The organism is Acidovorax sp. FG60, from assembly GCF_057808995.1.
Genome location: NZ_JBMDJC010000003.1, coordinates 104,770 through 128,767, shown reverse-complemented (window position 1 = coordinate 128,767; position 23,998 = coordinate 104,770). Strand labels below are relative to the sequence as shown.

General features: G+C 66.8%; 21 protein-coding genes. 11 read left to right on the top strand and 10 right to left on the bottom strand.

The window, feature by feature from the left end; all coding sequences use genetic code 11:
• Window position 1: 1 nt before the first annotated feature.
• Together ACODS0_RS05590 and ACODS0_RS05585 are read left to right on the top strand one after the other, a co-directional pair.
• Window positions 2-1,273 carry a TraB/TrbI/VirB10 family type IV secretion system protein gene (locus tag ACODS0_RS05590; protein ID WP_012436241.1) on the top strand — a complete coding sequence of 424 codons (1,272 nt, stop codon included), beginning with the start codon at window positions 2-4 and terminating at the stop codon, window positions 1,271-1,273.
• On the top strand, window positions 1,270-1,515 hold the full coding sequence (locus ACODS0_RS05585) for a DUF2274 domain-containing protein (protein WP_012436242.1): 246 nt from the start codon (window positions 1,270-1,272) through the stop codon (window positions 1,513-1,515). Before ACODS0_RS05590 ends, ACODS0_RS05585 begins: the two co-directional genes overlap by 4 nt.
• A gap of 460 nt (window positions 1,516-1,975) precedes the next feature.
• Here ACODS0_RS05585 and ACODS0_RS05580 read toward each other — a convergent pair whose 3' ends face one another.
• The 3 genes from ACODS0_RS05580 to ACODS0_RS05570 all read right to left on the bottom strand — a co-directional run bounded on the left by ACODS0_RS05580 (window position 1,976) and on the right by ACODS0_RS05570 (window position 4,349).
• Window positions 1,976-2,398 carry a universal stress protein gene (locus tag ACODS0_RS05580; RefSeq protein WP_055397239.1) on the bottom strand — a complete coding sequence of 141 codons (423 nt, stop codon included), beginning with the start codon at window positions 2,396-2,398 and terminating at the stop codon, window positions 1,976-1,978.
• A 111-nt stretch (window positions 2,399-2,509) separates the two neighbouring features.
• Window positions 2,510-3,355, bottom strand: a complete 846-nt coding sequence (locus tag ACODS0_RS05575; protein WP_488833427.1) for a metallophosphoesterase — start codon at window positions 3,353-3,355, stop codon at window positions 2,510-2,512.
• A 34-nt stretch (window positions 3,356-3,389) separates the two neighbouring features.
• The gene (locus ACODS0_RS05570) at window positions 3,390-4,349 is read right to left on the bottom strand and encodes a LysR family transcriptional regulator (RefSeq protein WP_055397236.1); all 960 of its coding nucleotides are present in this window, start codon (window positions 4,347-4,349) and stop codon (window positions 3,390-3,392) included.
• A gap of 126 nt (window positions 4,350-4,475) precedes the next feature.
• Between ACODS0_RS05570 and ACODS0_RS05565 the strand changes: the two genes are divergently transcribed.
• On the top strand, window positions 4,476-4,916 hold the full coding sequence (locus ACODS0_RS05565; protein WP_055397233.1) for a hypothetical protein: 441 nt from the start codon (window positions 4,476-4,478) through the stop codon (window positions 4,914-4,916).
• 183 nt (window positions 4,917-5,099) lie between these two features.
• On the opposite strand, the gene ACODS0_RS05560 is transcribed toward ACODS0_RS05565, so the two are convergent.
• From ACODS0_RS05560 to norR, 5 genes are all read right to left on the bottom strand, one after another.
• Window positions 5,100-6,971, bottom strand: coding sequence for a phosphoenolpyruvate carboxykinase (GTP) (locus ACODS0_RS05560; RefSeq protein WP_488833421.1), 1,872 nt, complete (start codon window positions 6,969-6,971; stop codon window positions 5,100-5,102).
• Window positions 6,972-7,265: 294 nt separating this feature from the next.
• A complete protein-coding gene (gene queC / locus ACODS0_RS05555) occupies window positions 7,266-7,976 on the bottom strand; it encodes a 7-cyano-7-deazaguanine synthase QueC (RefSeq protein ID WP_218301331.1) in 711 nt (236 codons plus the stop codon).
• A gap of 91 nt (window positions 7,977-8,067) precedes the next feature.
• Window positions 8,068-8,214, bottom strand: a complete 147-nt coding sequence (locus tag ACODS0_RS05550) for a hypothetical protein (protein ID WP_199727054.1) — start codon at window positions 8,212-8,214, stop codon at window positions 8,068-8,070.
• A 76-nt stretch (window positions 8,215-8,290) separates the two neighbouring features.
• Window positions 8,291-9,490, bottom strand: a complete 1,200-nt coding sequence (locus ACODS0_RS05545) for a threonine ammonia-lyase (protein WP_121507949.1) — start codon at window positions 9,488-9,490, stop codon at window positions 8,291-8,293.
• 228 nt (window positions 9,491-9,718) lie between these two features.
• Window positions 9,719-11,284, bottom strand: coding sequence for a nitric oxide reductase transcriptional regulator NorR (norR, locus tag ACODS0_RS05540; RefSeq protein WP_488833418.1), 1,566 nt, complete (start codon window positions 11,282-11,284; stop codon window positions 9,719-9,721).
• A gap of 238 nt (window positions 11,285-11,522) precedes the next feature.
• Here norR and ACODS0_RS05535 point away from each other — a divergent pair, with 238 nt between their 5' ends.
• The 6 genes from ACODS0_RS05535 (at window position 11,523) to ipdC (ending at window position 19,385) form a co-directional block, all read left to right on the top strand.
• A complete protein-coding gene (locus tag ACODS0_RS05535) occupies window positions 11,523-13,805 on the top strand; it encodes a nitric-oxide reductase large subunit (protein ID WP_488833417.1) in 2,283 nt (760 codons plus the stop codon).
• A 71-nt stretch (window positions 13,806-13,876) separates the two neighbouring features.
• Window positions 13,877-14,305: a hemerythrin domain-containing protein gene (locus tag ACODS0_RS05530; protein ID WP_488833415.1), complete on the top strand. Its 429-nt coding sequence runs from the start codon at window positions 13,877-13,879 to the stop codon at window positions 14,303-14,305.
• 218 nt (window positions 14,306-14,523) lie between these two features.
• The gene (locus ACODS0_RS05525; protein ID WP_488833414.1) at window positions 14,524-16,542 is read left to right on the top strand and encodes a ribonucleoside triphosphate reductase; all 2,019 of its coding nucleotides are present in this window, start codon (window positions 14,524-14,526) and stop codon (window positions 16,540-16,542) included.
• Window positions 16,543-16,640: 98 nt separating this feature from the next.
• A complete protein-coding gene (gene nrdD / locus ACODS0_RS05520) occupies window positions 16,641-16,853 on the top strand; it encodes an anaerobic ribonucleoside-triphosphate reductase (RefSeq protein ID WP_488833412.1) in 213 nt (70 codons plus the stop codon).
• 37 nt (window positions 16,854-16,890) lie between these two features.
• Window positions 16,891-17,538, top strand: a complete 648-nt coding sequence (locus tag ACODS0_RS05515; protein ID WP_488833894.1) for an anaerobic ribonucleoside-triphosphate reductase activating protein — start codon at window positions 16,891-16,893, stop codon at window positions 17,536-17,538.
• Window positions 17,539-17,726: 188 nt separating this feature from the next.
• Window positions 17,727-19,385 carry an indolepyruvate/phenylpyruvate decarboxylase gene (ipdC, locus tag ACODS0_RS05510; RefSeq protein ID WP_488833411.1) on the top strand — a complete coding sequence of 553 codons (1,659 nt, stop codon included), beginning with the start codon at window positions 17,727-17,729 and terminating at the stop codon, window positions 19,383-19,385.
• A 73-nt stretch (window positions 19,386-19,458) separates the two neighbouring features.
• Here ipdC and recQ read toward each other — a convergent pair whose 3' ends face one another.
• Together recQ and pdxR are read right to left on the bottom strand one after the other, a co-directional pair.
• Complete coding sequence (recQ, locus tag ACODS0_RS05505) at window positions 19,459-21,330, bottom strand: DNA helicase RecQ (RefSeq protein ID WP_121507943.1); 1,872 nt, start codon at window positions 21,328-21,330, stop codon at window positions 19,459-19,461.
• Window positions 21,331-21,503: 173 nt separating this feature from the next.
• Window positions 21,504-22,934 carry a MocR-like pyridoxine biosynthesis transcription factor PdxR gene (gene pdxR / locus ACODS0_RS05500; protein ID WP_488833409.1) on the bottom strand — a complete coding sequence of 477 codons (1,431 nt, stop codon included), beginning with the start codon at window positions 22,932-22,934 and terminating at the stop codon, window positions 21,504-21,506.
• 108 nt (window positions 22,935-23,042) lie between these two features.
• Between pdxR and ACODS0_RS05495 the strand changes: the two genes are divergently transcribed.
• Window positions 23,043-23,504: a rhodanese-like domain-containing protein gene (locus ACODS0_RS05495; RefSeq protein ID WP_488833407.1), complete on the top strand. Its 462-nt coding sequence runs from the start codon at window positions 23,043-23,045 to the stop codon at window positions 23,502-23,504.
• On the top strand, window positions 23,498-23,968 hold the full coding sequence (locus ACODS0_RS05490; protein ID WP_488833406.1) for a GNAT family N-acetyltransferase: 471 nt from the start codon (window positions 23,498-23,500) through the stop codon (window positions 23,966-23,968). Before ACODS0_RS05495 ends, ACODS0_RS05490 begins: the two co-directional genes overlap by 7 nt.
• Window positions 23,969-23,998 lie beyond the last annotated feature (30 nt).

Genomic DNA, 23,998 nt, shown 5'->3' with positions numbered 1-23,998 from the left:
CATGAGCCAGGACGACACTCCTGACCTCGCCGCGCCGCAGGCGGGCAAGGTAGCACCCGAGGCGGTGGCGCTGCGCGCCCAGCCGCGTCCGGTCACACGCTTGAACCGGCGCACGCTGGCCATCCTCGTCGGCGGCCTGTCGGTCGCCGTGCTGGGGGCCACGATCTGGTCATTGCAGCCGCATCGGCGTGGCGCGGGCGAGCAGACCGAGCTGTACAACGTCGATCGCGTGTCGAAGTCCGAAGGGCTGGATGGCCTGCCGGCCGACTACTCGAAGCTGCCGCCGAAGGTGCCCGAGCTGGGGCCGCCGCTGCCGGGCGATCTCGGCCCGGCCATCGTGAAGTCGCAGCAGCCGGTGACGCCGACGTATGCGCCACCGGGGCACGACCCGGAGGATGCACGGCGCAAGGAGGCTGATGCGGCGGCGGGTTCGTCGGTGTTCTTCCGCTCGGGCAACCAGGGCAAGGCCGCCGCACCGGGAACAGCGCAAGCCGCTGCGGTTGCGCCTGGCAGCGCCTTGGCCGGCTTCGACCCGCTGGCCGCCGGGCCAGCCTCGACGGCGGCCCAGCCTGCCGACCCCACCGCGGTGCAGAACCGGCAAGACCAGAAAGAGGCGTTCCTGAAAGGCGGTTCTACGGAAACCCGCAACTCCGGCAATCTGCAAATGCCGGTCTCGCCGTATCAGGTCATGGCGGGAACGGTGATCGCCGGGGCGCTGGTGACGGGCATCAAGTCGGACTTGCCGGGCGACGTGATCGTCACGGTGACGGAGCCGGTCTACGACACGGCCACGGGCAAGTTTCTGCTGATCCCCCAAGGCTCGCGCATCCTGGGCAAATACAACAGCCAGGTGAGCTACGGGCAGAGCCGCGTGCAGGTGGTGTGGAACCGCGTCATCCTGCCGGACACGTCTTCGCTGAAGCTCGACAACCTCGCGGGCACCGACCCGGCCGGTTACGCCGGCCTGGAGGATGGCGTCGATTGGCACTGGGATCGCGTCTTCGCGGGTGCGGCGTTGACCACGTTGCTGGGCGTGGGTGCCGAGTTGGCCGCGCCGGAGAACCGGCAGAACGGCAACCGGATCGTGATCGCCGGACGCGACAGCGCGCAGGACAGCATCAACCAGGTCGGCCAGGAGATGATCCGGCGCAACATGAACATCCAGCCGACGCTGACCGAACGGCCGGGCCTGCCGGTGCGGATCATCGTCAATCGCGATCTGGTGTTGCGGCCGTACCAGCCACTGTTCTTCAATCGGGGTGCAATGCGATGAGCGCGACCAAGAGGCTGCGGCTCGGGCCGCTGCCCAAGACCGAGAATGTGAAGCTGACCTTCGCTTGCCCGGCCAGCCTGAAAGCCGACCTCGACCGCTACGCCGCGTTGCACGCGCAGGCATACGGCAAAGCGGTCGATGCGACGACGTTGATTCCGCACATGCTGGAGGCGTTCATGGCGGGGGATCGGGGATTCAGGAAGGGAAGCGGGAGCAAGGCCGCACCGCCGAAGTCGGGTTGACGATGCGGGCGTATCCGCCATCCACTCACCAAGAAGGCGCAGCCCACTGGCTGCGCTTTCGCTTTTGAGGAGCTTTCTGGGAGTGCAGGACTATGACGACCGATGCGACCTTGCCTGCTGCGGTGCCCTTGCGCTTACCACCGCGAAGCGCCTATGCGACACCTAGCTCGAAAAGCAGCAAGAGCACACAACGGCTGAAATCTAGCCTAACCTACTACCCCATAAGACCTTTTGCCCCGCTGCATGTCTGCATGGAAGACTTGACAGCGGACATTTTTCATGGGTCGTTCCTCGGTTTCGATGGAAATGACACGCCAGGATGGGCGCAGCGAGAATGTATAACCAATTGGTCGTTAAGTAAACCAACAAGTTATGTTGTAACCGATTGGTTTCATTTGGGCAAAAAAAAGCCCTGCCGGAGCAGGGCTTTGGTGGTGGGCCAGGCTGTTTGTGGTTCGGCTTAGCGAACGATCAGCAACGGCACCTTGCAATGGGCCAGCACCTGTGTGGTGACCGAGCCCATGACCAGGGTGGCCAAGGCTCCATGGCCGTGGGAGCCCATCACCAGCAGGTCGAACTTGCCGCTGTCAGCCACCTTGGCGATGTTCTCACCCACGGCGCCCACCTTGACGACACGCTTGGCGTCCACACCATGGCGCGCCAGGAATTTGCAAACGGGCGACAGGATTTTTTCTGCCTCTTCGGCGTGGTAGCTGTCCACCACTTCCTTGCCCAGAGCGGCGCGCGCGCGTGTCGGCAGCGGGGCCTGCACGGTGAGCGCGGTGTACTGGTGGTTGCCACCGAGCAGCTCCTCATGGGTAGCCAGGTAGGCCAGCATTTTTTTGGTGTAGGCGCTGCCATCGACAGCAAGCAGGATGTTCATGGTGTTCTCCGGAATAGGGTTGGGTCAGACTACCGTGCGCGGACTTCTGTTGTCTTGACCTGGGTCATGTTTTTCTTCTGCGCTGCGGGGCTGCAGAGCCCCGTCTCTTGATCATACGGGGATGCAGCATTGCGCCTTGAAAGCCGCCTGTTCGCCTTTGCGCGCATAGCCCAGGGGGTTGGCCACCACGCGGCACTGCCAGGGGGTGCCGTCGCCGTGAAAACCTTGCACCGTGTAGTCGCTCGGGGCGTGCAGATGGCCGTGCAGCCACAGCTGCGCGTGGGACAACAAGCTGTCCAGGGCGTTGCAGAACCCCGCAGTGCCGGGCACCAGTCCGTAGCGCGGATCGGCACTGCGCAGGCTGGGTGCAAAGTGGGTGACGGCCACCGTGGGGCCTTCAAAAGGCACCGCCAGTGCTTGCGCCAGCCACTGCTGGCAGACCAGTGCGTGGTCGCGCATGGCTTCGGCCAGAAAAGGCTCTGCGTGGCGGGTCCCGCCCGTCTTGCGCAGGTAGAAGTTCGCTGCACGAAAGGCCTTGTCGCGCAGTTTCAGCCGCCTGCCAAGGTCGTTGCTGCCTTCATGGTCTGCGAGTGCATCGAAATCGCTCCAGAGTGTGGTACCCACGAAGCGCACACCTTGAAGCTCGACGGTCTCGCGCTCCAGCCAGGTGATTCCCAGGCGGTCACAGGTGCGGCGCAGCCGCTCGTGGGCAGCGTCGAAATCCTGTGCATCGTATTCGTGGTTGCCGGGCACAAAAAGCACGGGGGTGGGCCAGCCTGCGCCCCCGGGCAATGGTGAAAACCGGGCCAGGCCAAAGTCTTCGTCGCCCAGCTGCGAGCCTTCCTGGTAGGAGCCCACGTCGCCAGCAAGCACCAGCACATCGGCGCCGCGAGCCGGTTCGGGGACGAAGTGGGGATGCGCCTCAAGGTGCAGATCGGACAAAAGCTGGATGTTCATGCTGGGCGCAGTCTACGGGTTCAGGCTGGGCGCCTCACTCCTCGGGGAAAGTCCGGCGCGCCGAGCGCGCCAGGGCGTGCAGCAGCCAGGTCATCGCGGCCTGCTGAGGCCCACGCCGGCGCCAGAGTGCGTCCACATGCACGGGCGGGACGTCCAACGGCAGGGCCCGCTGCACCAGCGCGTCGGCAATGCCGGTCACGGGAACAAAGTGGCGGGGCAGCACCGTCAACAGGTCCGAGCCCGAGACTACCCGGCCGGCAGTGAAGAACTGGTTGACCGTGATCACCACCTTGCGCTCGCGGCCCAGGGACGCCAGGGCCTCGTCGATAAAGCCGAAGGGGCGCCCTGAGAAGCTCACGAGCATGTGGCGTGCGGCGCAATAGGTGTCCAGCGTCAGGGGCGCATCGGCCAGAGGGTGGCCTTGCCGCATCACGCACACGTATTCGCCGTCGTACAGGCGGCGGCTCTCAAAGGCCACTGCGCCCCCGGATTGCGCGCGGGCGGTCAGGTCTGCCAGCACCGCAGGGAAGTAGCCCACCGCCATGTCGGCCGCCTCTTCGTCCAGCAGGCGGCGGGGGTCGCGCGTGGTCAGGGGCAATACCCGGATCGAAATACCGGGCGCCTCCCGCTCGATGATTTCGACCAAGGCCGGTACCAGGGTGGCGGCCGTGGCATCGGCCATGGCGAGCACAAAGGTGGATTCGGCCGTGGCGGGCTCAAAGTGTCCCGGCGCCAGGGATTCTTGCAGGTGGGCCAGGGCCTCGCGCACAGGGGGCCACAGGGCCAGCGCACGCGCAGTGGGCTCCACGCCCTGGCCGCTGCGCACCACCAACTCATCCCCCAGCACATCGCGCAGGCGCCGCATGGCGTTGCTCACGGCAGGCTGGGTGACGGACAGTTTGTGCGCTGCGCGTGTGAGGCTGCGCTCGGCCATGACCTCGTCGAAAACACGCAGCAGGTTCAGGTCCAAGGAGCGGAAGTTCAAGGGGGTCATGGTCAATTCATCATCAATATGAATATCAATGATTCAAAATATAAACTTGAACATGCAAAGGGTAAACCCTAATATCACCCCATCGCCCGGCAATCTCGCCACAAGCGTTAGAAAAGGGAAACCGAAATGACCAGCTTTGCACACGTTGAGTACCCCACCGAACACCCCGGCGTTGTCCGCGCCGAAAACGCCGCTGCCGCCCTCAAGAGCGTAGCCGCCAACTTTGATGGCGCCCGTGGCGCTGCCACGCTTCTGCTCGCGGCCGTGGTATCGGCCTTGCTGGTAGTGGCCAACCAGGTCATCGACACCTGGAGCGAAGGCCACCTGCTCGCGGCTTGGATGGTGCTGTGGCTGGTCGCCTTTGCGGCCCTGGCTTTGCTGACCGCCCCCGCACGCCGTGCCGGTGCTGCCCTGCGTGTGGCCGCCCTCGGCTGGGCCGAAGCCCGCCGCCGCGCTGCGGATGACGAGCGTACCTGGCAAGTGGCTGTGAAGGACCCCCGCATCATGGCCGAACTGAACCACGCCATGGGCATTGCCACCGTGGAAGACATCCGCAAGTACTACTGAGAAGATGATGCACGGTTCGCCGTGCAGTGATCGGATTTTTTGAAGCCGTGGCGAGTGTTCGCCACGGCTTTTTTCATGGCCGCGGGACAGATCGCGCTGATCCAGTATCCGCATCCACAAGCGCAAAAAAACCGCCCCTCCTTTTCAGAAGGGGCGGTTGTCAGGACTGAGAAGATCCGGGAATCAGCTTGCCAGGCGCTTTTCGAGCGCAGCCTTGGTGGCGAGCAAAGCCGGGGGCAGGTGGTAAGCCAGCTGCTCAAAGTGGGCATCGTGCAGCTTGAACTCATCGGCCCAGGCTGCCTTGTCGATGCTGGTCACGGCAGCAAACTGCTGGGCATTGAAATCCAGCCCCGTCCAGTTGATTTCGGCGTACTGCGGAGCCACGCCGAACATGGTTTCCTGGCCGGCGGCCTGGCCTTCGATGCGGTCGATCATCCACTTGAGCACGCGCATGTTGTCGCCATAACCCGGCCAGACGAACTTGCCGGCTTCGTCCTTGCGGAACCAGTTCACGCAGAACACCTTGGGCAGCGCCTTGCCGGTGGCGGCGATTTGGCCTTCCATGTTCAGCCAGTGCTGGAAGTAGTCGCTCATGTTGTAGCCGCAGAACGGCAGCATGGCGAAGGGGTCGCGGCGCACCACGCCTTGGGCGCCAAAGGCTGCAGCGGTGGTTTCAGAGCCCATGGTGGCAGCCATGTACACGCCTTCCGTCCAGGTGCGGGCTTCGGTCACCAGCGGCACGGTGGTGGAGCGGCGGCCGCCGAAGATGAAGGCATCAATCGCCACGCCATTGGCATCGTCCCACTGGGGGTCGAGCGCAGGGTTGTTGGTGGCAGCCACCGTGAAGCGCGAGTTGGGGTGGGCAGCCTTGGCGCCGGTTTCCTTGGCGATCTGGGGCGTCCAGTCCTTGCCTTGCCAGTCGATCAGGTGGTCGGGCAGCTTGCCGGTGTCCTTTTCCATGCCTTCCCACCACACGTCGCCGTCGTCCGTCAGGGCCACGTTGGTGAAGATCACGTCCTTGTCCAGGCTGCGCATGCAGTTGGGGTTGGTGTGCATGTTGGTGCCGGGGGCCACACCAAAGTAACCCGCCTCGGGGTTGATGGCGTACATCTTGCCGTCGGCATGGGGCTTGATCCAGGCGATATCGTCACCGATGGTGGTGACCTTCCAACCGGCAAAACCCGCCTCTGGCGGCACCAGCATCGAGAAGTTGGTCTTGCCGCAGGCGCTAGGGAAGGCCGCTGCCACGTGGTACTTCTTGCCTTGGGGGTTGGTCACGCCCAGGATGAGCATGTGTTCGGCCAACCAGCCTTGGTCGCGGCCCATGGTGGACGCGATGCGCAGGGCCAGGCACTTCTTGCCCAGGAGCGCGTTGCCGCCGTAGCCCGAGCCGTAGGACCAGATTTCGCGCGTTTCTGGGTAGTGGACGATGTACTTGACCTTGGGGTTGCAAGGCCAGCTCGTCGTGTCCTTCTCACCTTCGGCCAGGGGTGCGCCCACCGTGTGCATGCAAGGCACGAACTCGCCTTCCACGCCCAGCACGTCGTACACGGCCTTGCCCATGCGGGTCATCAGGCGCTGGTTCACGGCCACATAGGCGCTGTCTGTGAGTTCCACGCCGATGTGGGCGATGTGGCTGCCCAGCGGGCCCATGCTGAAGGGCACCACGTACATGGTGCGGCCCTTCATGCAGCCGTCAAACAGGGGCTGCAGCGTGGCGCGCATTTCGGCGGGAGCCATCCAGTTGTTGGTGGGGCCAGCGTCTTCCTTGGCGGCCGAGCAGATGTAGGTGCGGTCTTCCACGCGGGCCACGTCCGATGGATCGGACCAGGCCAGGAAGCTGCCAGGGCGCTTGGCGGGGTTGAGCTTCTTGAAGGTGCCGGCATCGACCAGCTGCTGGCACAGGCGGTCGTACTCTTCCTTGGAGCCATCGCACCAGTAAATGGTGTCGGGTTTGCACAGGGCGGCCATGTCGGCCACCCAGGCAAGCAGCCGGGCGTTTTTGACGTAAGCGGGGGCGTTGAGGTTCAGGCCCTGCATCGTGGGTGCGTTCATCGGGGAGCTTCCTAAGTTGAAAAAACGTTTTTTCAAAGGAAGCGGACCGGGCGGGTCACGGCGAGGCCTGGCGCAGTTGCGGTGCTGAGCGCTGCCTTTGAAAAAACGGCTTTCGTGCTCAGTCGGCGGGCGGGAGCGTGTGTCAGCCCCACGGGTGGAGGCTAGTTCCACGGATTCCGCGGGTCGGCTGGGGTGTCAATTTTATGAACCTGCCGCCCTTTTGTCTGTCAGACAGGGGTCAAAACCATGCAAAAAAAACATGAGGTTATGCATGACTTTGCCCGCTCCCTCGCATCAAACGCTGGCCGAACCGCCCTTCCACCGTTCGTAGCCGCTCCTGCGCAGCGCGCAGGCCGGGCACGTGCCACAGCCGTATCCCCAGGCATGCAGCGTGTCGCGCACGCCGTGGTAGCAGGTGTGCGAGTCGTTCACGATCAGATCGACCAGCGCTTGTCCGCCCAGGGACCGGGCCAGTTCCCAGGTCTCGGCCTTGTCCAGCCACATCAGCGGGGTGTCGAAGGTGAAACGCTGGCCCATGCCCAGGGACACGGCCACCTGAAGGGCCTTGAGCGTGTCGTCACGGCAGTCGGGGTAGCCCGAAAAATCGGTCTCGCACATGCCGCCCACCAGGGTGTGCAGGCCCCGGCGGTAGCCCACGGCAGCCGCCAGCTGGAAGAACAGCAGGTTGCGCCCCGGCACAAAGGTGTTGGGCAGGCCGGCAGCGGTCATCTGGATTTCGGTGTCGCTGGTCAGCGCCGTGTCACTGATGTGGCCCAGCACCGCCAGGTCGAGCATGTGGTCGTCCCCCAGCTTGGCCGCCCAGTGCGGGAACTGTGCACGCAACGATGACAGCACCGTCTGCCGTGCTTGCAGCTCGATGTGGTGGCGCTGGCCGTAGTCAAAGCCGATGGTTTCCACGTGGGCAAAGTTTTCCAGCGCCCAGGCCAGGCAGGTCGTGGAGTCCTGACCGCCGGAAAATAAAACGAGTGCGTGTCCGGGTCTCATGGGGTTCTCCAGTTCAGACGGGATAAGGGGGTGGTGCGGGACGAAAAAAAGCCCCGCGCTGCGGGGCTGTGGGTGACGGCCGCAGAAGCGTTCAGGCCATCGTCACGGCAATAAAGGCCAGCAGGAACATCATGATGCCACCCACCACAGGCAGCACCACGGGGACCAGGTGAACCACGTTTTCCACGGGGTCGTTCGATGGTGTTGCGGGGGCGTGCGAGGTGTTGTGGTCGGACATGGTGGGCTCCAGATGCTTAAAACTTGCGCAATTCTAGCTGCGACTGTCCCTTCAGGGCGCAAAACCCTGCTGTCGCTCAGATCAGATCGGCCTGCATGCCCGCCGTGCGCAACTGCCCCAGCACCTCATCCACATGGGTCTTGCCCCGGGTTTGCAGCACCAGTTCGATCTCCACGTTCTGCGCGGCCAGCATGGTGAAGGCGCGCTGGTGGTGCACCTCCTCGATGTTGGCACCCGCGTCGGCCACGGTGGCGGTGATACGCGCCAGCACGCCGGGCACATCGCGCGCGCTGACCTTGATGCGCGCCAGGCGCCCCGAGCGCACCATGCCGCGTTCGATGATCGCCGCCAGCAGCAGCGGGTCGATGTTGCCGCCGCACAGCACCAGCCCCACGCGCTTGCCCTTGAAGCGCTCGGGGTAGCGCACCAGCGCAGCCAGGCCCGCAGCACCAGCGCCCTCGACCAGGGTCTTTTCGATCTCCAGCAGCATCAGCACAGCCTGCTCGATGTCGCCCTCGTCCACCAGCACCAGGTCGTCCACCAGGCGCTTCACGATCTCCTGTGTGATCTTGCCTGGCGTGCCCACGGCAATGCCTTCGGCGATGGTGGATGTGCCCTGTGGATGGCTTGTTCCTTTGACGGCATTCACCATGGCCGGGAAGCGCATGGTCTGCACGCCGATGACCTCGATGCCGGGCTTGAGGGCCTTGGCCGCCGTGGCCACGCCCGAGATCAGCCCCCCGCCGCCCACGGCGATCACCAGGGTGTCCAGGTCGGGCACGGCCTGCAGCATCTCCAGGCCCAGCGTGCCCTGGCCGGCGGCCACGCCTTCGTCGTCATACGGGTGCACAAAGGTCAAGCCCTGCGCATCGGCCAGCGCGTAGGCGTGGGCGCGTGCCTCTTCCAGGGTATCGCCATGCAGCACCACCTCGGCGCCAAAACCGCGCGTGCGCTCCACTTTCACGCCGGGGGTAAAACGCGGCATCACGATCACGGCGCGCAGGCCCAGTCGCTGCGCGTGGTAGGCCACGCCCTGCGCATGGTTGCCCGCGCTCATGGCCACCACGCCGCGTGCACGCTCAGCGTCCGTCAGCAGCGTGAGCCGGTTGCAGGCGCCGCGTTCCTTGAACGAGGCGGTGAATTGCAGGTTCTCGAACTTGAGAAACACCTGCGCGCCCACGATTTGCGAAAGCGTTTTGGATTCAACGCACGGAGTGTCCAGCACGTGGCCTTGTAGGCGGGTGGCGGCATCACGGATGTCTTGAAGGGTCAGCATGGGCCGATTGTGGCGCAGCGGCGTTCGCAGGGGCCCGACGATGTGTGATTTGGCACCAAATAGGCCGCTAGCGCTTATCTGGAAAGCGCTGGGCGCTATCATTTTTGAATTCGCTTGGGGCGGCTCACAAAACTCAGCGCAGCGGCCCTGACCAGGCCTTCCGTCGCAGGCAGCATCGGCGGTTCGACAAGACGGAACAACGACGCCAGGGGAGTTTGTGAATCGCTCTTATTTGATGCCCAGCCTGCGCGCCAGCTTGTGCAGGTTGCTCGCGTCCACCTCCAGCGCACGCGCGGCCTGGGCCCAGTTGCCCTGGTGGCGGGCCAGGGCCTGCGTGATGGCGAGCCGCTGGCAGGCATCCACGGCGTCGCGCAGCGGGCCTTCGGCGGTGGTGGGGGTGGGCTGCGTGGTGGCCACAGCGGGGGCACCGGCATCCAGGGGGGCGGGGGCCACGCTGGCGGCGTCGGCGTCCAGGTCGAGCAGCGCGGGCTCCAGCGTCACGATGTCGGCGCGACTCACGCCCCGACTCAGGGCCTTGAGGGCGGCGCGGCTGACCACATGCTCCAGCTCGCGGATGTTGCCGGGCCAGGGGTAGCGGCGCAGTGCGTCCTGTGCGCTGGCAGACAGCCGCAGGCTGCGCAGGCCCAGGCGGGCACGGTTCAGTTCCAGAAAGCGGCCTGCCAGCAGCAGCACATCGTTGCCCCGTTCGCGCAGCGGCGGGATGGGCACGGGGTACACCGACAGCCGGTGGTACAGGTCGGCGCGGAACGCGCCGTCGCGCACCTGCTCGCGCAGGTTGCGGTTGGTGGCGGCGATCACGCGCACGTCCACGCGGCGCGGGCGGTCGGCGCCCAGGCGCTGGATCTCGCCGTTCTGCAGCGTGCGCAGCAGCTTGGCCTGCACGGCCAGTGGCAGCTCGCCCACCTCGTCGAGGAACAGCGTGCCGCCCTCGGCCGCCTCGAAGCGCCCTGGCCGGTCGGCCACCGCGCCCGAGAACGCGCCGCGCACATGGCCAAACAGCTCGCTCTCGGCCAGCGACTCCGGCAGCGCCGCGCAGTTCACGTGCACCAGCGGGCGGGTAGCGCGCGTGGACTGGCGGTGCAGCAGGCGCGCGAACAGCTCCTTGCCCACACCGGTCTCACCCAGCAACAACACGGGCAGGTCCGAGCCCGCCACCACCGTGAGCTCGTGCAGCAGGCGCAGCAGGGGCTCGCTCTGGCCGACGATCTCCATGTCGCCATCGCCCGCGCGGGTGGTGCGCTCGTCGTCGGCGCTGCGGGTGTGTGGGGCGCTGCGCAGCGCCTGCACCTCGCGCTCCAGCCGCGAGATGCGCACGGCCGCCTCCACCAGCACCTTGCAGTCGGCCAGCGCGGCGCGTGCGGCGTCGCCGAAGGTGCCGGTTTGCAGCGCGTCGAGCGTCAGCACGCCCCAGGGCTGGCCGTCCACCAACAGGCTCACGCCCATGCAGTCGTGCACGGGCAGGGGCTCGCCCACCAGGGTGTCGAGCAGGCCGTCGTAGGGGTCGGGCAGGGTGCTGTCGTGGTCGAAGCAGGTCACCTCGCGCCGCGCCAGGATGGCCGCGAGCCGGGGGTGCTGGCTGACCACAAAGCGCCGGCCCAGCGCCTCGCGCACCAGACCCTCCACGGCCACGGGGCGAAGGTGGTCTTCTTCCAGCTGCAGCAGGGCCACGGCGCCGCAGTGAAAGCGGGTGCGCAGGTGGTCGGCCAGCCGCTGCAGGCGCACAGCCTGGGGCAGGTCGGTGGCCAGGTCGGCCAGCAGGGGGCTATGGTCCATGGTGATATTTACCTTCAATGGGTGAATTAAACCCCATTTGAGAAGGGTCAAAAAAACCATGACCGGTGTAAGTGGTTGATTTGATAGGCCTGCAGCCCTGGCCCGGCGCTTGCGATGTGGGCAGTGACACCGATTCACTCGTTCCAAAAAGCCATGACCACAAGACCCCGACCCCACGCCGCCAGCGCACGCTGGCGCCGCCCCTTCGTTGTTGTTCTGTTGAAGCAGGAGGCCCGCCATGGGTAACTACCGCAAGCTCTGGTTCACGCTGATCGGCGTGCTCATCGTCACCTTCAGCCTGCTGGGCTACTACGGTGCCGAGGTCTACCGCACCGCGCCGCCCATCCCCGCGAAGATCGCCACGGCAGGGGGTGAAGTGCTTTTCACCCACGACAGCATCCTCGACGGACAGACCGCCTGGCAGTCGGTGGGCGGCATGCAGCTGGGTTCCATCTGGGGCCACGGCGCGTACCAGGCACCTGACTGGACGGCCGACTGGCTGCACCGCGAGCTGCTCAACTGGCTTGACATCGCCGCCGAGCGTGCGCACGGCAAGCCCTTTGCCGAGCTCGACGCCGCCGCCCAGGCTGTGCTGCGCGACCGCATGAAGACCGAGTACCGCACCAACACCTACAACCCCGAGACGGGCGTGGCCACGGTGTCCTCGGTGCGTGCTGACGCGATCGCGATGACCGCGCTGTACTACGACCAGCTTTTCAGCGACGTGCCCGCGCTGCACAAGACCCGCGAGCACTTCGCCATGAAGGAGAACACCCTGCCCAGCGCCGAGCGGCGCGCGCAGATGACGGGTTTCTTCTTCTGGACGGCCTGGGCCGCCGCCACCGAGCGCCCCGGCACCACGGCGACGTACACCAACAACTGGCCCCACGAGCCGTTGATCGGCAACAAGCCCACGGCCGAGAACATGGTCTGGTCGGTGATGAGCGTGGTCGTGATGATGGCGGGCGTGGGCTTCCTCGTGTGGGGCTGGTCCTTCCTGCGCAAGCACGACGAGGTGGAACCCACGCCACCCCAGCACGACCCGCTCTCGCGCGTGCCGCTCACGCCCTCCCAGCGCGGGCTGGGCAAATACCTGTTCCTCATCGTGGCGCTGTTCAGCTTCCAGGTGCTGCTAGGCGGCTTCACGGCCCACTACACGGTGGAAGGCCAGCAGTTCTACGGCATCAACGTGTCACAGTGGTTCCCGTATTCGCTGGTGCGCACCTGGCACATCCAGAGCGCGCTGTTCTGGATCGCCACGGGCTTCCTGGCAGCCGGCCTGTTCCTCGCGCCGCTCATCAACGGCGGCAAGGACCCGGCCTGGCAGAAGCTCGGTGTGGACATCCTGTTCTGGGCGCTGGTCGTGGTGGTGGTGGGCTCGTTCGTCGGCAACTACCTGGCCATCGCGCAGATCATGCCACCCGAGTGGAACTTCTGGCTGGGCCACCAGGGCTATGAATACGTGGACCTGGGCCGCCTGTGGCAGATCGGCAAGTTCACCGGCATCGCCTTCTGGCTGGTGCTCATGCTGCGCGGCATCGTGCCGGCGCTGCGCACCCCCGGCAGCGACAAGAACCTGCTGGCGCTGCTGACAGCGTCGGTGGTGGCCATCGGCCTGTTCTACGGTGCGGGCTTCTTCTACGGCGAGCGTACCCACCTATCGGTGATGGAGTACTGGCGCTGGTGGGTGGTGCACCTGTGGGTCGAGGGCTTCTTTGAAGTGTTCGCCACCACGGCGCTGGCCTTCATCTTCTCGACGCTCGGCCTCGTGTCGCCACGCATGGCCACGGCCGCCAGCCTGGCCTCGGCCTCGCTCTTCATGCTGGGCGGCGTGCCCGGCACTTTCCACCACCTGTACTTCAGCGGCACCACCACGCCGGTGATGGCCGTGGGCGCATCGTTCAGCGCGCTGGAAGTGGTGCCCCTGGTGGTGCTGGGCCATGAGGCCTGGGAACACTGGCGCCTGCAGCACCGCGCGAAGTGGATGGCCAACCTCAAGTGGCCCCTCATGTGCTTCGTGGCCGTGGCCTTCTGGAACATGCTGGGCGCGGGCGTCTTCGGCTTCATGATCAACCCGCCGATTGCGCTGTATTACCTGCAGGGACTCAACACCACGCCGGTGCATGCCCACGCTGCGCTGTTCGGTGTGTATGGCTTCCTGGCGCTGGGCTTCACGCTGCTGGTGCTGCGCTACATCCGCCCGCAGCTGGTGTTCAGCGAGCGGCTCATGAAGACGGGCTTCTGGTGGCTCAACGCGGGCCTGGTGCTGATGATTGCCACCAGCCTGCTGCCCATCGGACTGTTCCAGTTCCACGCCAGCGTGAGCGAAGGCCTGTGGTACGCACGGGGCGAAGCCTTCATGCAGCAGCCCTTCATGCAGACCCTGCGCTGGGTGCGCACCGTTGGCGACGTGGTCTTCATCGTCGGCGCGCTGGCCATGGCCTGGCAGGTGGTGAGCGGGCTGTTCGGCTCGCGCGCCCCGGCGCAAGCGGGCCCCTACCTAGCACAGGCCCGTCGCTGAAATGGACTGTGCGCGGCGGCTGCCACAAGCGGCCACCGCGCTCACACACCGTTTGCCCACAAGGAGTGAGCATGAACCTCGAAAAATTCAAGCACCAGCACACCGACATCCTGCGCAGCATCGCCACCTTGCGCGCCCTGGCCCAGGCGGGCGTGGAAGGCAATGCCCGCGCCATCGCGCAGGGCATCGTGGCCATGAGCGGCACCATCAAGCTGCACCTGGCCGTGGAAGACCAGGTGCTGTACCCCGCGCTGCAGCGCGGTGGCAACCCCGAACTGGCGCGCCTGGGCCGCCAGTACCAGAGCGAGATGGCCTCGATTGCCAGCGCCTACGACGCCTTCGCGCGCCGCTGGAACACGGCCGAGAACGTGCGCCGCGATGCGCAGGGCTTTCGGGACGAGGCCAATGTGGTGCTGCGCCGGGTGTTCGAGCGCATGCAGCGCGAAGACCACGACTTTTATCCCCGCATCGAGGAGGAAGAAACCGCCGCCTGCCATTGAGCAGCACCCTCCTGCACCCCACTGCATGCCTGCGCATGCACCTCTGATCCATCGGTAGGGCCTGACGGCACCTTCCTTTCCGCCGGCCTCTGTGCCGGCATTTTTTTACCCCTGCTTACCGCCTCGATTGTGTTGAATCAAACTACCTATAGTGTTTGGTGGGTATCGTGGACACCATAGGTAGTGTTTTTAACCCGTTCCACAGATTGGTCGAACCCATGGCGTCCACCCTTGCCACCTTGCCACGCGAAGTCGTTTTGCGCAGCGGCCAGCGCGTTCCGTTTGATGCCGAACGCATCCGCGCCGCGCTGGCCAGCGCCGGGCAGGCCTCGGGTGAATACGGCGCCGACGAAGCGGCATTGCTCACCGCCCAGGTCACCAAGGTGCTCATCCACCGCTTCCAGGGCGAGGCCCCCACCATCGAGCAGATCCAGGACGTGGCCGAGCAGACGCTGATCGCCGCCAACCACCTGGCCACCGCACGCGCCTACATCGTCTACCGCGAGCAGCACGCCACGCTGCGCGCCGACAAGCAGACGCTGGTCGATGTGGAAAGCTCCATCAACGAATACCTCACGCGCGCCGACTGGCGCGTGAACGCCAACGCCAACCAGGGCTATTCGCTGGGCGGGCTGATCCTGAACGTGGCGGGCAAGGTCACGGCCAACTACTGGCTGTCGCACGTCTACACGCCCGAGATCGGCGAGGCGCACCGCAATGGCGATATCCACATCCACGACCTCGACATGCTCAGCGGCTACTGCGCGGGCTGGTCGCTGCGCACGCTGCTGCACGAGGGGCTCAACGGGGTGCCGGGCAAGGTGGAGGCGGGGCCGCCCAAACACATGAGTTCCGCCGTGGGGCAGATCGTGAACTTCCTGGGCACGCTGCAGAACGAGTGGGCGGGCGCGCAGGCGTTCTCGTCGTTCGACACCTACATGGCACCCTTCGTGCGCAAGGACGGCATGGACTACGCGCAGGTGCGCCAGTGCATCCAGGAGCTGGTTTACAACCTCAACGTGCCCTCGCGCTGGGGCACGCAAACGCCGTTCACCAACCTCACCTTCGACTGGACCTGTCCCGAGGACCTGCGCGAGCAGGTGCCCGTGATCGCGGGCCAGGAGATGCCCTTCGCGTATGGTGACCTGCAGGCCGAGATGGACCTCATCAACCGCGCCTACATCGACGTGATGACCACGGGCGATGCCAAGGGCCGCGTGTTCACCTTTCCCATCCCCACCTACAACATCACCAAGGACTTCCCCTGGGAGAGCGAGAACGCGCAGCTGCTGTTCGATATGACAGCCAAGTACGGTCTGCCGTACTTCCAGAACTTCATCAACTCCGAGCTGGAGCCCAACATGGTGCGCTCCATGTGCTGCCGCCTGCAGCTCGATCTGCGCGAGCTCTTGAAGCGCGGCAACGGCCTGTTCGGCAGCGCCGAGCAGACGGGCAGCCTGGGCGTGGTCACCATCAACTGCGCGCGGCTGGGGTACTTGCATGCGGGCGATGAGGCGGGGCTGCTCGCCGCACTCGACCGCTTGATGGAACTGGGCAAACAAAGCCTGGAGACCAAGCGCAAGCTCATCCAGCGCCTCATGGACCAGGGCTTGTTCCCCTACACCAAGCGCTACCTGGGCACCTTGCGCAACCACTTTTCCACGCTGGGTGTGAATGGCATCAACGAGATGGTGCGCAACTTCACGGCGGACCAGCACGACATCACCAGCGAGTGGGGCCACGCGTTTGCCGTGCGCCTGCTCGACCACGTGCGCGAGCGCATGACCGCCTTCCAGGAAGAAACCGGCCATCTCTACAACCTGGAGGCCACACCCGCCGAAGGCACCACCTACCGCTTCGCCAAGGAAGACAAGAAGCGCTGGCCCGCCATCCTGCAGGCGGGCACATCCGAGCAGCCTTACTACACCAACTCGTCGCAGCTGCCCGTGAGCTTCACCGACGACCCGTTCGAGGCGCTGATGCGGCAGGAGGCACTGCAGGGCAAATACACCGGCGGCACCGTGCTGCACCTGTACATGGGCGAGCGCGTTTCCAGCGGCGCGGCCTGCCGCGAGCTGGTGCGGCGCGCGCTGACGAACTTCCGCCTGCCCTACATCACCGTCACGCCCACGTTCTCCATTTGCCCCACGCACGGCTACCTGGCGGGCGAACACCCGTTCTGCCCGCGCTGCGACGAAGAGCGGCTGGACGCCAAGCGGCGGCGTCTGGTCGCCTAGATTTCGAGCGAAAAGTGGCCCTGGCGCTGGATGGTCAAGCGCAAGCAGCTATCAAAACAGAAGCAAACCAATTCAACCACCTCCGAAAGGAATCCGACATGAGCCATTTCTCCACCACCGAACACACCGCCATCTCCAGCGCCGCCGCCGTGCAGCTCACCGACGACGAGCGCCAGCCCTGCGAGGTCTGGACCCGCGTGATGGGCTATCACCGCCCTGTGGCCAGCTTCAATACCGGCAAGCAGGGCGAACATGCCGAGCGCCGCTTCTTCGCCGAGCAGGGCCGTGGCTGCAGCAGCAACGCCTGCTGAGGCACGGGCACCCGCGTCCGCGCTGCGGCTGGGCGGCATGACACCGCTCACCACCATCGACTTCCCCGGCCGCCTCGCGGCCGTTTTGTATTGCCAGGGCTGCCCCTGGCGCTGCGGCTATTGCCACAACCCCGAACTGCTGGACGCCACTGCTGCGGGGGCGCTGCCCTGGGCGCAGGCGCTGGCCTTTTTGGAAAGCCGACGTGGCCTGCTGGACGGCGTGGTTTTCTCGGGCGGCGAGCCCACGCTGCAGGCGGGCATGGGCGCGGCGCTGAACGCAGTGCGCAGCCTGGGCCTGCAGACCGCCCTGCACACCGGCGGCATGTACCCCGAGCGGCTGGCGGCACTGCTGCCGCAACTCGATTGGGTGGGTCTGGACATCAAGGCCCTGCCGCAGCGCTACAACGCCATCACCGCCACACCCGGCAGCGGCGCGCGCGCCTGGGCCGGGCTGGAGGTGCTGCTGGCCTATGGCACCGACCACGAATGCCGCACCACCTGGCACGCGGGCCTGTTTGGTGTGGATGAGTTGCTGGACCTGGCCCAGGCCCTGGCCGCGCGCGGCGTGCGCCGCTGGGCGCTGCAGGAATGCCGCGCACCTGGCGCACCGGCCTGGGCGCTGACCACGGCGCACCAGCAGCAACTGGCCGCGTGGTTCCCCTCCTTCACGCTGCGCCGGGCCTGAGCGGGCGGGGCTCCGGGTTTGGTCGGTGCTTCGCGCAGATTTGTTGCGCTTCTAGGTCGAAAACAGAACGAATCTGCGAACTCGCGCTAGGAGTCGCTGGGTTTGATGCGCATCAGAGCCGCCTTGGTCACGCCGCGTGGATCATCCGCCACTGCCGCACAACGGCACCACCTGCAAGGAACACGCCCATGACCCCCCTCGGCCTTCAACTGCTGCACGCGCTCAAGCACCACGGCGCGCGCGAGATCTTCGGCATCCCCGGTGACTTCATCCTCCCCCTGTTCAAGCAGATCGAGGAGAGCGGCATCCTGCCGCTGGTCACGCTCAGCCACGAGCCCTCGCTGGGCTTTGCCGCCGATGCCGCCGCGCGCATGCACTGCGGCCTGGGCGTGGTGGCTGTCACCTACGGCGCGGGCGCGCTCAACGTGGTCAACGCGGTGGCGGGGGCGTATGCCGAGCGCTCGCCGCTGGTGGTGCTGGCCGGCTGCCCCGGCGAGGTCGAGGCGCACTCGGGCCTGGTGCTGCACCACCAGGTGCGCCATGTCGATTCGCAATGGCGCATCTTCCGCGAGATCACCTGCGACCAGGTGCGCCTGTCCGACCCGGCCACCGCGCCCGCCGAGCTGGCCCGCGTCCTGCGCAGCTGCCGCGAATACTCGCAGCCCGTGCTCATCGAGGTGCCGCGCGACATGACGCTGCTCCCCATGGCCGAGGTGCCCCTGCTGCCGCCCAGCCCCTTCAATGAAGCCGCCGTGGCCGAGTGCGCGGACGAATGGATGGCCCGCATCCAGGCAGCCCAGCGCCCCGTGCTGGTGGTGGACGTGGAGGTGCGCCGCTTTGGCCTGGAAGCCCGCGTGGCCGAGCTGGCGCGGCGCCTGCAGCTGCCGGTGCTCACCACCTTCATGGGCCGGGGCCTGCTGGCGGAGGAGGGCGTGCACTCCGGCGTACAGCTGCACGGCACCTACCTGGGCGTGGCGGGCGCGCCCGAGACCAGCGCGCTGCTCGACGACTCCGACCTGCCCGTGATGCTGGGCGCCATCCTGTCGGACAGCAACTTTGGCGTGAGCGCCCAGCGCATGGACTTCCGCCGCGCGCTCATCGCCGCGCACCGCGAGGCGCGCGTGGGCCACCACCTGTACCCGAACATCCCGCTGGCCGCGCTGGTGGAAGCGCTGCTGGCCCGCGCCCCGGCCGCAGGCGCCAAGCCGCCGCGCGCCCTGCCGCCCCCGCCCACTTGCCCCGAAGGCCTGGTGGCCGACGATGCGCCCGTGTGTGCGGCCGACCTCTCCCGCGCGCTCAACGACCGCATCCGCGCGCACGGCCCCATGAACATCGTCGCGGACATTGGCGACTGCCTGTTTGCTGCGATGGAGCTGCTGCCCACCCCGCTGGTGGCGCCGGGCTACTACGCGTCCATGGGCTTCGGCGTGCCGGCCGGCATCGGTGCGCAGGTGGCCACGGGCCAGCGCAGCCTGATCCTGGTGGGCGACGGCGCCTTTCAAATGACGGGCTGGGAGCTGGGCAACTGCCCGCGCCTGGGGCTGGACCCCATCGCCATCGTGCTCAACAACCAGACCTGGGAAATGATCCGCGCCTTCCAGACCGAATCGCGCTGCGCCGCCCTGGGCGACTGGCACCTGGCCCAGGCCGCCGATGCGCTGGGCGGGCGCGGCCACCGGGTGCACACGCGGGCGCAGTTCAAGGCGGCGCTCGATGCCGCGTTTGCCGAGCGCGGTCGCTTTCAGCTCATCGAGTTGATGGTGCCGCCAGGCGACAGCACGCCCACGCTGCGGCGGTTTTCGCAAGGCATCCGGGCGTTGCGGGCGCGTGCAGCGTCGGGCGCGTGAGCGCGAAGGATCTGTTCACGTAGGCCCGCACGCATCGCATCGCATCGCGGGGCAGCAAAGCGCGGCAGCGGGGCTACCCCGCGCGCACCACGCGCAGGACGTCCGCCCCGTACGCCTCCAGCTTTTTCGCCCCCATCCCGCTGATGCCCTGCAGGTCGTCGAGCGTGCCGGGGTTGCGCTCGGCAATCGCGGCCAAAGTGGCATCGTGAAAGATCACATACGCAGGCAGGTTGTGCTCGCGTGCCACCTCGGCGCGCCAGGCCTTGAGGTTGATGAAACGCACCTGCGCATCGGGGCCAAGATTGGCGGCCGCGGCGGGCGGCGCGCTGCCCGTGCCCTTGCGGGTGCGCGTGCGTTTGGCCGGTGCGGACGACACCGACTCGCGCAGCTGCACCGGCACCTCGCCCTTGAGCACCGCGCGCGAACCCTCGGTGAGGCACAGCGTGTCAAAGCTGTGGCCGCTGTCCAGCATCACCTTCTGCAGGCCTAACGCGCCGGTGGCGATCAGCTGGCGCAGCACGCCGCGTAGCTGGGGCTCGGTCAGGTCCGCGCCGATGCCGAAGGTGGAGATTTTTTCGTGCCCGAACTGCGCGACCTTCTCGGTCTTCTTGCCGCGCAGGATGTCCATGATGTGCCCCGTGCCAAAGCTGATGCCGCTGGCCTGGTTCACGCGGTAGATGGTGGAGAGCAGCTTGCGTGCCGCATCCGTGGCGTCCCACACCGCCGGTGGGTTCAGGCAGTTGTCGCAGTTGCCGCAGGGCGTGGACTGCTCCCCAAAGTACGCCAGCAGCCGCACGCGGCGGCAGTCGGTGGCCTCGGCCAGCGCCAGCAGCGCATCCAGCTTGCCGCGCAGCGCCTGCTTGAACTCCTCGCCCGCCGGGCTTTCGTCGATCATGCGGCGCTGGTTGACCACGTCGTTCAGGCCGTAGGCCATCCAGGCATCGGCGTTCAGTCCGTCGCGGCCCGCGCGGCCCGTTTCCTGGTAGTAGCCTTCGATGTTCTTGGGCATGTCCACATGGGCCACAAAACGCACATCAGGCTTGTCGATGCCCATGCCGAATGCGATGGTGGCCACCATCACGATGCCTTCCTCGCGCAGGAAGCGATCCTGGTTCTTCTGACGCACTTTCGTGTCCAGACCCGCGTGGTAGGGCAGGGCAGTGATGCCCGCGTCGCTCAGCGTGGTGGCCAGCTCTTCCACGCGCTTGCGCGACTGGCAATACACCACGCCCGCCTCGCCCGCATGCTCGCGCTCGATGAAGCGCAGCAGCTGCGTGGTGACGTCCTTCTTCTCTTCGATGCGGTAGCGGATGTTGGGCCGGTCAAAGCTGCTGATGAACAGCCGTGCATCCTGCAGCTGCAGCCGCTCGACGATGTCCTCGCGCGTGAGCGCATCGGCCGTGGCGGTGAGCGCAATGCGCGGTACTTGCGGGTAACGCTCGTGCAGCAGCGTGAGCGCGCGGTATTCGGGGCGGAAATCGTGGCCCCACTGGCTGACGCAGTGTGCTTCGTCGATGGCGAACAGGCTCAGGTGGCCGCCGCTGTACAGGCTGTCGAGCAGGCCCAGGAAACGGGGCGTGTTCAGCCGCTCGGGCGCGGCATACAGCAGCGTGAGGTCGCCGGTCTGCAGGCGCAGCTCCACGTCCTGGGTCTCGTCGTAGCTCAGCGTCGAGTTCAGGAACGCCGCATCCACCCCCGCCTCGTGCAGCGCGCCCACCTGGTCGTGCATCAGCGCGATCAGCGGCGAAATCACGATGGTCACCCCGCGCCCCTGCTGCTGGCGCACGATGGCCGGCACCTGGTAGCACAGCGACTTGCCTCCGCCCGTGGGCATCAGCACCAGCGCGTCGCCGCCGCCAATCACATGCTCGACGATGGCTTGCTGCGGGCCGCGGAACTGTTCGTAGCCGAAGACATCCTGCAAGACAGACTGGGCAGGGGACAACACGGAAAACGGGCGAGACACCAAGCGAATACTCTGAAAATGAGAGCGCCCTACGCTGAACCCACCTGCGCTGGACGCCAATAAAGCCAAAAATTTGTGTGCGGGCCCGTGCTACGAACCGTGCGATGCAAGGCCCGTATTGTGCGCTGCGGGCCTGCGCCGCTGGTTGGGGGTCAGCGCAGCACGCGGACAGCGCTTTCGATCACCTCAGGCGGGATGGCGGCAAAGCCCAGCCGCCATCCCGCGATGGGAGGCGCTGCATGGTAGAGCTCGCCGAGGCTGGGGGTTGCAATGCCACGCGCCAGCGCGCGGCGCGTTTGCTGCTGCTCGCTGCCCTCGGTCAGCCGCACAGCCATCTGCAGCCCGCCCCGGCTGTCCAGGGGCTCGGTCCAGGGCAGGTGGGTGTGCAGCGCCTGCAGCAAGGCGTCGCGCCGGCTGCGGTAGAGCTGGCGCATCAGCCGCAGGTGGGCCGCAAAGTGGCCCTGGTCCATGAAGTCAGCCGCCACGGCCTGCATGGGTTGCGAGGGGTGGCCGTCGTAGATGGTGCGTGCGGTCACCAGGGGCTTTACCAGCGGTTCGGGCAGCACCATGTAGGCCAGCCGCACCGAAGGAAACAAGGACTTCGAGAACGTGCCGATGTAGAGCACGCGGCCGTGCGCGTCGAGGCCCTGCAAGGCGGGCGTGGGCTGGTGGTCGTAGAGGAATTCGCTGTCGTAGTCGTCCTCGATCAGCCAGGCCCCCGTGGCCTGTGCGTGGTCGATGAAGGCCAGGCGGCGCTGCAGGGACATGGCGCGCCCGGTGGGGAACTGGTGCGATGGCGTGAGGTAGATCAGGCGTGGCGGCGTCTGGGTGGGCACCAGCTGGGCGCCTTCGCCGTCCAGCGGCATGTCCACCACCTGGGCCCCGCTGGCGTGGAACGCGGTGCGCGCGCCTGCGTAGCCCGGGTCCTCCATCCAGACGGTATCGCCTTCGTCCAGCAGCGTCGCGGCCAGCAGCTGCAGGGCCTGTTGCGAGCTGGTCAGCACCAGCACCTGGCCCGCATGGCAACGCACGCCGCGCGACTGCGCGAGGTAGCGCGCGATGGCCTCGCGCAGTGCAGGCAGGCCTTGGGGGTCACCGTAGAACAGCAGGGGCCCGGCGTCCTGGCGCAGGCGGCGCTGCATCAGCTGGCGCCACAGGTCCACCGGAAACGCTCGCAGGTCTGGGCTGCCCGCCACGAACGCGCGGGCGCGGTCGGGCTCGGCGCAACCGCCGGTATCGACCATGCGCTGCCCGCGCCGCGACAGCGCGGGCAGTGCCGCCGCCGGGGCCATACGGCCCGCCCGGGACCGCGCCGCCCCGGCACGCTGCATGTCGATGGCCACGAAGCTGCCCTGGCCGACATGCCGGTGCAGGTAGCCCTCGGTTTCCAGCTGGGCGTAGGCCGCCTCCACCGTGACCCGTGAAAGACCCAGGTCGCGCGCCAGATCGCGGGTGGAGGGCAGGCGTTCGCCCAATACGGCCTGGCCGGTGCGCACGGCCTCGCGCAGCGCCGCGCACAGGCGCTCGCGGCGGCCGCCTCCGTGGGCGTCCTCCAGCAGCGTGAGCAACAGCCGTGGTTTCATCGGTAATTGGTCTTATTTGTGACGGAGGATTGGCATTATCAATCAGGCCAAATCGTCGGACACTTCATCCCATCGCAACACCACACATCCACACGAGAGGACTTTTCCATGACCCACGCCGCCCCCGCCTCCGCCGTCCTGCCGTTCCCCGCGCCCAGCCCTGAGCAGTCGCGGGACTTCATGGCCGCCAAGCTCAGCTACCACGCCGATGCCTGGGACGTGGCCGAAGACCTGCGCAACGGCATCGATGCCATCGTGGTGGTCGACACCCGCTCCACGGCGCATTACGAACAGGGCCATGTGCCGGGCGCCATCAGCTTTCCCCACCGCACCATGGACGAGCAAAGCACGGCGCACCTCGACCGCAGCAAGGTCTACGTCACGTACTGCGACGGCATCGGCTGCAATGGCTCGACCCGGGGCGCGTACAAGCTGGCGCGGCTGGGCTTCACGGTCAAGGAGATGCTGGGCGGGCTGGACTTCTGGATCCGCGACGGCCAGCCTGTGGCCACCGGCCCGGAGCGCGGCGCCATGCCGTCGGCCCGCCCCGCCATCGAGTGCGCGTGCTGAGCCATCCGCCGCATCGCACCGGCTGGACCCTGCGCGCCGCAGGCGCCGCTGACGCGCCCGCGCTGGCCGACCTGTGCGCCGCCCACGCGGCGTACGAGCGCATCCCGTACAGCGCCGACGGCCATGCCCACCGGCTGGCCCAGGGGCTGGAGGCGGGGCGGTTGTTCGCCTGGCTGGGCTATTGGGGTGAGCAGGTAGTGGGATATGCCAGCGCCACGCTGGACTATTCGACTCTCGCCGCGCGCTCTTACCTGCATCTGGACTGCCTGTACCTGGAGCCTGAAGCGCGTGGCTGCGGCCGGGGCGCCGAGATGATGGCCGCTGTGCGGCACCGCGCCCAAATGCTGGGCTGCGAGACGATGCAGTGGCAGACGCCCGTGTGGAACGAGGGCGCCATCCATTTCTATGACCGCCTGGGGGCAACGCGACTTGCCAAGCAACGCTACACGCTCGTGTGTGGGTGAGAAAGCCCCTGGGCCACCGGCAGCCCCAGG

Bases quoted from the DNA above. Each gene is read 5' to 3' on its own strand.
- ACODS0_RS05590 (WP_012436241.1), top strand. From the start codon at position 2: ATGAGCCAGGACGACACTCCTGACCTCGCCGCGCCGCAGGCGGGCAAG.
- ACODS0_RS05585 (WP_012436242.1), top strand. From the start codon at position 1,270: ATGAGCGCGACCAAGAGGCTGCGGCTCGGGCCGCTGCCCAAGACCGAG.
- ACODS0_RS05580 (WP_055397239.1), bottom strand. From the start codon at position 2,398: ATGAACATCCTGCTTGCTGTCGATGGCAGCGCCTACACCAAAAAAATG.
- ACODS0_RS05575 (WP_488833427.1), bottom strand. From the start codon at position 3,355: ATGAACATCCAGCTTTTGTCCGATCTGCACCTTGAGGCGCATCCCCAC.
- ACODS0_RS05570 (WP_055397236.1), bottom strand. From the start codon at position 4,349: ATGACCCCCTTGAACTTCCGCTCCTTGGACCTGAACCTGCTGCGTGTT.
- ACODS0_RS05565 (WP_055397233.1), top strand. From the start codon at position 4,476: ATGACCAGCTTTGCACACGTTGAGTACCCCACCGAACACCCCGGCGTT.
- ACODS0_RS05560 (WP_488833421.1), bottom strand. From the start codon at position 6,971: ATGAACGCACCCACGATGCAGGGCCTGAACCTCAACGCCCCCGCTTAC.
- queC (WP_218301331.1), bottom strand. From the start codon at position 7,976: ATGAGACCCGGACACGCACTCGTTTTATTTTCCGGCGGTCAGGACTCC.
- ACODS0_RS05550 (WP_199727054.1), bottom strand. From the start codon at position 8,214: ATGTCCGACCACAACACCTCGCACGCCCCCGCAACACCATCGAACGAC.
- ACODS0_RS05545 (WP_121507949.1), bottom strand. From the start codon at position 9,490: ATGCTGACCCTTCAAGACATCCGTGATGCCGCCACCCGCCTACAAGGC.
- norR (WP_488833418.1), bottom strand. From the start codon at position 11,284: ATGGACCATAGCCCCCTGCTGGCCGACCTGGCCACCGACCTGCCCCAG.
- ACODS0_RS05535 (WP_488833417.1), top strand. From the start codon at position 11,523: ATGGGTAACTACCGCAAGCTCTGGTTCACGCTGATCGGCGTGCTCATC.
- ACODS0_RS05530 (WP_488833415.1), top strand. From the start codon at position 13,877: ATGAACCTCGAAAAATTCAAGCACCAGCACACCGACATCCTGCGCAGC.
- ACODS0_RS05525 (WP_488833414.1), top strand. From the start codon at position 14,524: ATGGCGTCCACCCTTGCCACCTTGCCACGCGAAGTCGTTTTGCGCAGC.
- nrdD (WP_488833412.1), top strand. From the start codon at position 16,641: ATGAGCCATTTCTCCACCACCGAACACACCGCCATCTCCAGCGCCGCC.
- ACODS0_RS05515 (WP_488833894.1), top strand. From the start codon at position 16,891: ATGACACCGCTCACCACCATCGACTTCCCCGGCCGCCTCGCGGCCGTT.
- ipdC (WP_488833411.1), top strand. From the start codon at position 17,727: ATGACCCCCCTCGGCCTTCAACTGCTGCACGCGCTCAAGCACCACGGC.
- pdxR (WP_488833409.1), bottom strand. From the start codon at position 22,934: ATGAAACCACGGCTGTTGCTCACGCTGCTGGAGGACGCCCACGGAGGC.
- ACODS0_RS05495 (WP_488833407.1), top strand. From the start codon at position 23,043: ATGACCCACGCCGCCCCCGCCTCCGCCGTCCTGCCGTTCCCCGCGCCC.